The organism is Bacteroidota bacterium, assembly GCA_016706865.1.
GTDB lineage: Bacteria > Bacteroidota > Bacteroidia > Chitinophagales > BACL12 > UBA7236.
Map to the genome: position 1 here is coordinate 761,299 of JADJIS010000001.1, position 7,193 is coordinate 768,491.

The window sequence follows — 7,193 nt, forward strand, 5'->3', positions numbered from 1 at the left end:
ATGATCTTTGTCAAATTCGCAAAAAGATCTACAAAAAATGTCTAAATAAAAAAGGCACCTTCACAAACTGATGGTGCCTTTAATAAATTTTAAAAATTATTATTCTCTATCCAATAAACCCGGAATAATTGCTCCTTCTTCTTCAATTTCCAAACCTTTTTTCTTTATTCCTAATTTTCTGAACACCCAATTACGGAATCGATCATTTAATAAATACATAACCGGCACAACAAGCAGAGTAATAAATGTTGCATAACCCAATCCGAAAACGATCGTCCATGCAAGTGGTCCCCAGAACACAACGTTTTCACCACCCAACCAGATGTCAGGTTTAAATTCGGTGAATAAACCGATGAAGTTGATATTAAATCCAACTGCAAGAGGGATCATTCCGAGAATTGTAGCCGTTGCTGTTAATACTACAGGAGTCATACGCACTCTTGCTGCTTCTACCACTGCATCGCGAATTGGAACACCTTGTTCAACCAAAGTATCCGTAAATTCCACTAATAAAATTCCATTTCGCACAACAATTCCGAGCAATGCAACAACACCAACTCCGGTCATTACCGCTGAGAAATTCATATCAAAAATTCCATATCCTAAAAGCACTCCGATAATACTGAAGAATACTTCCACAAAAATGATCAATGGTTTTGAGATGGAATTAAATTGTGCAACCAAAATAATAATGATCAAAAATAAGGAGATGATCCATGCCACGCCCATAAAATTAATGGTGTCTTCCATATCCTGACTTGCACCGGTATAACCGATTGTTACGCCTTCAGGAGTATCAAAATCTGCTAATGCTTCTTTCACCTGATTCATAATTACGGGTTGTTGACTTTCATATCCGGATAATAAATTAGAAGCAAGTGTTACCACACGTTTTTGATCTATTCTTTTAATTCCGGAATAGGTTGTATTATAATCGATGGTAGCAAATGCACTTAAAGGTATTTGACGCACCTGACCGGTCATCATATCGCGATACGTTATTTTCAGGTCTTTTAATTGGTCAATATTTTTTCTTTGTGCTTCATCGTATCGAACCACAATTGGAAAATCATCATTGCCATCTTTAAATTTAGAAACTTCCCATCCATACACTGCATTTCTTATTTCACCGCCAACAGTAAAGGTTGATACACCTTCTCTGTTCATGCGTTCACGATCGAGGTCTATGGTGATCTCCGGTTTATTTGCCTGAAGATCCGTTTTTAATTCTTCAATACCTGCAATATTTAATCCGTCGAGATATCTTTTAATATTATTACTTGTTGCAATAAGATCATCAAAATTATCACCGGTTATTTCAATATTAATTGGTTTACCTGCGGGAGGACCGTTTTGTTCACCACCCACCGTAATATCTGCACCTGGAATATCCTTTAATACAGCTCTGAATTTTTCAAAATAAGGTTCTGTTTTTTGATTTCTTCTAATTGCCGGTTCGATAAAGGCAACAGATACTTTTCCTTTATTGGTATATGCACTTTGATCGAATGGATCTTCACTTGCGCCAATTGTTACATTGGAGATCACAGATTTTACAAGCGGATTATTATCACCTAAAACACCATGAATTTTTCTCTCCACTAATTGTGTAACGGAATCTGTTGTTTGTTGATCAGTTCCTGTTGGCATTACAACATAGGCAAATATGAAATTTGGATCACCAACAGGGAATTGTTCTACACCCGGTTTTCTCACCGTTAATAACGCAATTGCGATAATAAGAGTACCAATTATGGATAAAAATAAAGTACCCGGATGCCTTAATGTCCATTTTAAAAAGTTTGCATATCTGTTTTGAAATGCAGGCCAACCTTTTCGTTGAAACCATTTTACTGCTTTTATTAATACCAGGTTATAAAACCATACCAAGGCAATTAAAGTTAAAATTACATTACCCAAAACAGGATTTCCACTTAATGTTATCATCAAACCAAAAATTGCAAATACTATCGTTCTGAAAATAGCTTTCCTGCGATTTGGTTTTTCGCCTTCATGATGCGGTTTCATAAAAGTTGCTGCAAAAACCGGATTTATTAAATACGCAACTAATAAAGATGCAGTAAGTGTAACAATTAATGTTACGGGTAATCCGTGCATAAATGATCCTATCATTCCCGGCCAGAATAAAAGCGGGAAAAAGGGAGCAAGTGTTGTTAATGTTCCTGCAAGCACCGGCATAAATACTTCACCTGCAGCCCGTTTAGCTGCATCTTTTATTGGTATTTTTCCATTGCCGAAAATCCGGTGAGTATTTTCGATCACGACGATGGCATCATCCACAACAATTCCCAAGCCCAGCAGGAAGGCGAATAATACAATTACGTTCATCGTCATTCCTAAAATACTCAACACAATAAATGCGATAAACATAGATAATGGAACCGATAGACCAACAAACATTGCATCTGTTGCGCCCATAAAAAACATGAGCACCAGTGTTACCAATATAAATCCGATAATAATAGTATTAATAAGATCGGCAACCTGCGTTCTTGTTGTAGAAGATGTATCACCTGTTACAGTAACATTTAAATCGGATGGAATATCTTTTTCCGACATCTCATCCAGCAAAACATGGATATTATCGGAAGCTTCAATTAAGTTTTTCCCGCTTTTTTTAATTACATTGAGGGTAATAACTTTTTTACCATCTAATCTTGCAAAACTTTCCTGCTCCTTAAAATCATCCTGAATAACTGCAATATCTTTTAAATAAATTGCATAATTATTCATGTTGTTAATGGTAAGATTTTGTATTTGTTCAACATTGTCAAACTCACCACTTACGGTGATGCTTCTGCGCATATCCTCCACCTTAATAGTTCCGCCGGAAACAATTCTGTTCTCGTTACTTATAGCAGCGTAGATGTCATACATTGTGATCTGCGCGGCTTGCATTTTATACATGTCAACATTTATCTGTATTTCGCGTTCCGGAGCACCAATGATATCCACTTTTGATATTTCAGGAAGTTTTTCAATTTCATCTTGAATTAATTCCGCATATTTTTTAATACCAGTAAGATCGTAATCACCACTCACATTCACTTGCATGATAGGCATATCAGAAAATTCCACTTTTGCAACATTAGGTCCATAAGTAGGATCAAGATCGCTTGGTAAAGTTGGTTTTGCTTTATCAACGGCGTCTTTAACTTTTTGATTTGCCTCATCAATATCAGTTCCGGAAACAAATTCCACCTGAATACTGGAAAAATCCTGCACTGAACTGCTTATTATTTTATTTACACCGCTTATAGCTCCTATCTCTTTTTCCAATTGTTTGGTAATGAGATTTTCCATATCACTTGGAGAGGAACCGGGGTATATTGTCGCCACATAAATAGTAGGCATTGTAATATCAGGATATAACTCCTTGGGCAATCCATTATAGGTGGAAATACCCATGATTGTCAGCATAATGGTAATAATAAATACCGTTGTGCGGTTATTTATTGCCCAGCTGGATGGTTTAAATTCTTTGAATACGTTTTTCATTTATAAATATTTTTTAATTAATTAAAACAGATCTGATCAAAATATTGCTGATCGTTTTCCATTTTATTTAATAGGGTTGCAAACATGATTCTTTTCAATATTGAATTTCCTGACCTGCTATAACATTTTGATATCCTGAGGTAATAACCTTATCTCCTTTCACCAATCCTGAGGTTATTTCGGCCATTCCGCCATATATTTTACCAACGGTTACTGTTTTGCGAACTGCAACTTTTTTTCCATTCTCTTCCCCTGCCACATACACATAATCGGCATCACTTGATTTCTGGATCATATTAAGATCAACAACAATGGCATTTTCAGCTTCATAATCCGCAATTTTCATTACAGCAATCATATTTGGTTTTAATAAAGGATCGCTTGGCAATTTTGCTTCCACAGTAAATGTTCTGCTTTGTGAATTAATTACTTTGGATGCGAAGGTTACTTTTGCGTCTAATTCTTTATGCTGATCTGTGATCATAATTTTAGCATTATCACCGGCAGAAACTATAGAAGAATGAGATTCAGAAACTTCCCCTTTTGCTTTTAATGTATTCATATTTACAACACGAATTCCCTGAAATCCTGGAGAACCGATTTGTCCGATCTTAATATCAACTGCATCAACAACTCCATTAATAGGAGAAGTTAATTTACTCATAGTTAATTGCTCATTGGCTGCAGCAATACTTTTTTCTAATGTTTCAACATTATTTTTAGCGGATAGAAATTGAATTTCACTTCCTATCTTCTGATCCCACAATGCTTTTTGTTTATTGTAAACATCTTTTGCAAAAGAGAGTTGTGATTCCAGTGTTTCCACATTTTTTTTCATGGCATCATTATCTGTTGAGGCAAGTACTTGTCCTTTGGAAACATTTTGTCCAACTGTTACATAAATTGCATTAATAACGCCGGGCATTTGCGGAGTAACAATTACATTTTCCTCTGCATCAATTTTACCTTGTACTTCGATATAGTGAATAAATGGCTGAGTATTTATTTCTGAAACCACAACCAATTCTCCCTTCGGTTCTTTTGCAGTGGTATCGGCATCAGCAATTTCTTTCTCTAATTTTTTAATTTTTTCGGTGATATCTGCATGTTCTTTTTTGAGTTTATTCAGTTCAGCCTGTTTGTCGTTTGATTCTTTAGCACCACAAGATGCAAGAAAAATAATAACGGTTAGATATAATAAGGTCTTTCTCATAGTATGTTGATTTAATTAATTGTATCCTAATGATTTGTTTAAAGCGGTTTTAGTATTTAAAAGATTATATAAAGCGGTAATATATGAACCTTGTGCGGTATATAAAGTGCTTTCGGCATTGTTCAATTCGAGGCTGGAACCAACTCCTTCTCTGTATTTTATTAATGCTGTATCGTATATTTTTTGTGCGAGTTCCTGATTTTGTTTTTGGATATCAAAATCACTTTCCGCATTGATATAATCAGTTTTTGCCTTTTCTATTTCCAATAATATACCCTGTGTAGCACTCAGTAAATTTAGTTGTGCTTTTTCATAATCGATCTGTGCCGCCTGCACACTTGTTCTTCTTTCGAAACCTGAAAAGATCGGAACTTGCATTTTAACACCAATCAAACCTGTTTCAAACCAGAGTTCATCTGAATCGAAAAAATTAAAACTATTGCGTTGCGCATTTTGTGAATAAGATGCATATAAAGCCAATGTTGGCAAATACATAGATTTCTTTAATTTGATATTTAACTCATTTAAGATCATGGTTTGATTTAAGATCGTAAATTCAGGTCGGGTCAGATAATTTTGATCGTTGTTTACCAAATTTGCATTGCCGGTAAATATGTCAATATCGTCAGTTAAGGTTATTGGAGTATTTATATCCAACCCCATGGTATACTTAAGAAATGTTTCAGCAAGTATAGTTTGTCGTTTAGCATTTGCTAGTTGACCATTTAAAGTAAGTGTGCTCATTGTCAAACGGTCCACATCAATTTGTTCAACAAAACCTGCTTTGAGCATTTCCTTTACTTCAAAATATACTTTATCGAGATTGTTGATATTTTTTTGGAGTAATGTTTCAAATTCCTTTGAAATTAATACAGAATAATATGCACTCTCCACATTTTTACGGATATCTTGTTCCGTAAGTTTTTGTTGAGCATTCACAAGATCCACATATTCTTTTGATGCATTTAACGCAACGATCCACGCCCCGTTAAATAATAATTGTGAAGCTGAAATACCTGCAGTAAGGTTTTGTTCTGTACCAAACTGTACCGGAATAAAATCACCAACTTCTCCACCAAAAAATTCAGCCGGTAAAAGTGAAGTGGGTAATTTAAAGAAATTCTGATAGTCAACGGTTGCATCAACCTGAGGTAAACCGGCCGAAAGTCGGTTTTTTACTGTTATCTGTGCATTCGCCACATCGAGCGCTGCAGATTTTGATTGGGTGTTATTTTCAATGCCATAATCAATTGCCTGTTGCAACGAATATTGTTGCGATTGCGCTAACAATAATGCAGGGCTGATCAACGCGATTAAAAATAATTTGAGTTTATATGCCATGTTTTTCTGATTTTATTTTTTCGAGTAATTTAATTCCTTTGGGTGTTGCTATTCCGCGAATGTGATAATCGATAAATACATTAAATGTTTTTTCAGGAGGAAATTTATCGTATGGAAAAATTTCGTTATCGATAAACATTTCAACGCGCGCAATATATATTCGTGTTATAATTTCAACATTAAGATCTTCGCGATAAATTTCTTCACGAATTCCCCGTTCCAGATTATTTTTTATGCTGTTATACACTTCTGTGATCCGGTGATTTTTAAAAACATTCCAACTTTCAGGGTGGTATTTTCTGAGGTCGAACATTAAACTTGGATTCATGTTCTTACTCATTTCATTCATCCAGTTTGCAATTCCTATCATTTCATCTATAGCAGTTTTTGCCTCACTTAATATTTCTTCTACAGCCTTATTTTGACAGGCAAAGTGATGCACGATAATTTGATGAATCAGGTCATCTTTATTCTCAAAGAACTGGTAAAGGGTTTTCTTACTGATGCCCAACTCGCGGGAAACATCATCCATGGTGACGCTTTTTATGCCGTACCGCATGAAGAGACGCTCGCAGCGGGATAATATTTTATCCTTATCCTCCGTAGCTTTAGCGAAGGAGGACTTGTCCATTTCCGTAGATTTAGCAAGGGAAACCTTTTCGTTCTGTCCTTTATTATCATCACCATTCTGCTCAGAATCCTTCTTCCGACCCAATTCTTCCTCGTTATTCATTTGATTTTCCATTAGTTATGTGCCTAAACCCTTGTTTTTGGCCAATTTTTTGAATTAGGATGCAAAGGTAAATACAAGAAACTCAGGAAACCAAGAATTGTTCGAAAGTTTCCATAGTTTTTTTATTAATTTAATTTTTTCGTCATTTAAGGGGTCAGGGAGTAAACTTTCTGATGCAAAATTGTATCAGCAGTTTCCTGTTTAGAAGGTATTTTCGATGAACGGGCGAATTTTCGGGTTGAATCGCACTTTCCGATGAACCGAATGGCAGGTTAAAGCATTTATAAATTCCACTCAGTTAATTTCTTAATTTTGTTAAATAAATCCACGTCAATGAAGCTTATTTTAACTCTTTTGCTGGCATTTCTTGTTGCCGGAATACAGGCA

Annotated in this window: 4 protein-coding genes; all 4 read right to left on the reverse strand. The window is 35.3% G+C overall.

Annotated elements, in window-relative coordinates:
* Positions 1-99: 99 nt before the first annotated feature.
* Positions 100-3,519 (reverse strand): efflux RND transporter permease subunit, encoded by a 3,420-nt coding sequence (locus IPI31_03155; protein ID MBK7566800.1) that lies wholly within the window; start codon positions 3,517-3,519, stop codon positions 100-102.
* A 94-nt stretch (positions 3,520-3,613) separates the two neighbouring features.
* Complete coding sequence (locus IPI31_03160) at positions 3,614-4,732, reverse strand: efflux RND transporter periplasmic adaptor subunit (GenBank protein ID MBK7566801.1); 1,119 nt, start codon at positions 4,730-4,732, stop codon at positions 3,614-3,616.
* Positions 4,733-4,747: 15 nt separating this feature from the next.
* Positions 4,748-6,073 carry a TolC family protein gene (locus tag IPI31_03165; protein MBK7566802.1) on the reverse strand — a complete coding sequence of 442 codons (1,326 nt, stop codon included), beginning with the start codon at positions 6,071-6,073 and terminating at the stop codon, positions 4,748-4,750.
* Positions 6,063-6,818, reverse strand: a complete 756-nt coding sequence (locus IPI31_03170) for a TetR/AcrR family transcriptional regulator (GenBank protein ID MBK7566803.1) — start codon at positions 6,816-6,818, stop codon at positions 6,063-6,065. Before IPI31_03170 ends, IPI31_03165 begins: the two co-directional genes overlap by 11 nt.
* Positions 6,819-7,193: the final 375 nt, after the last annotated feature.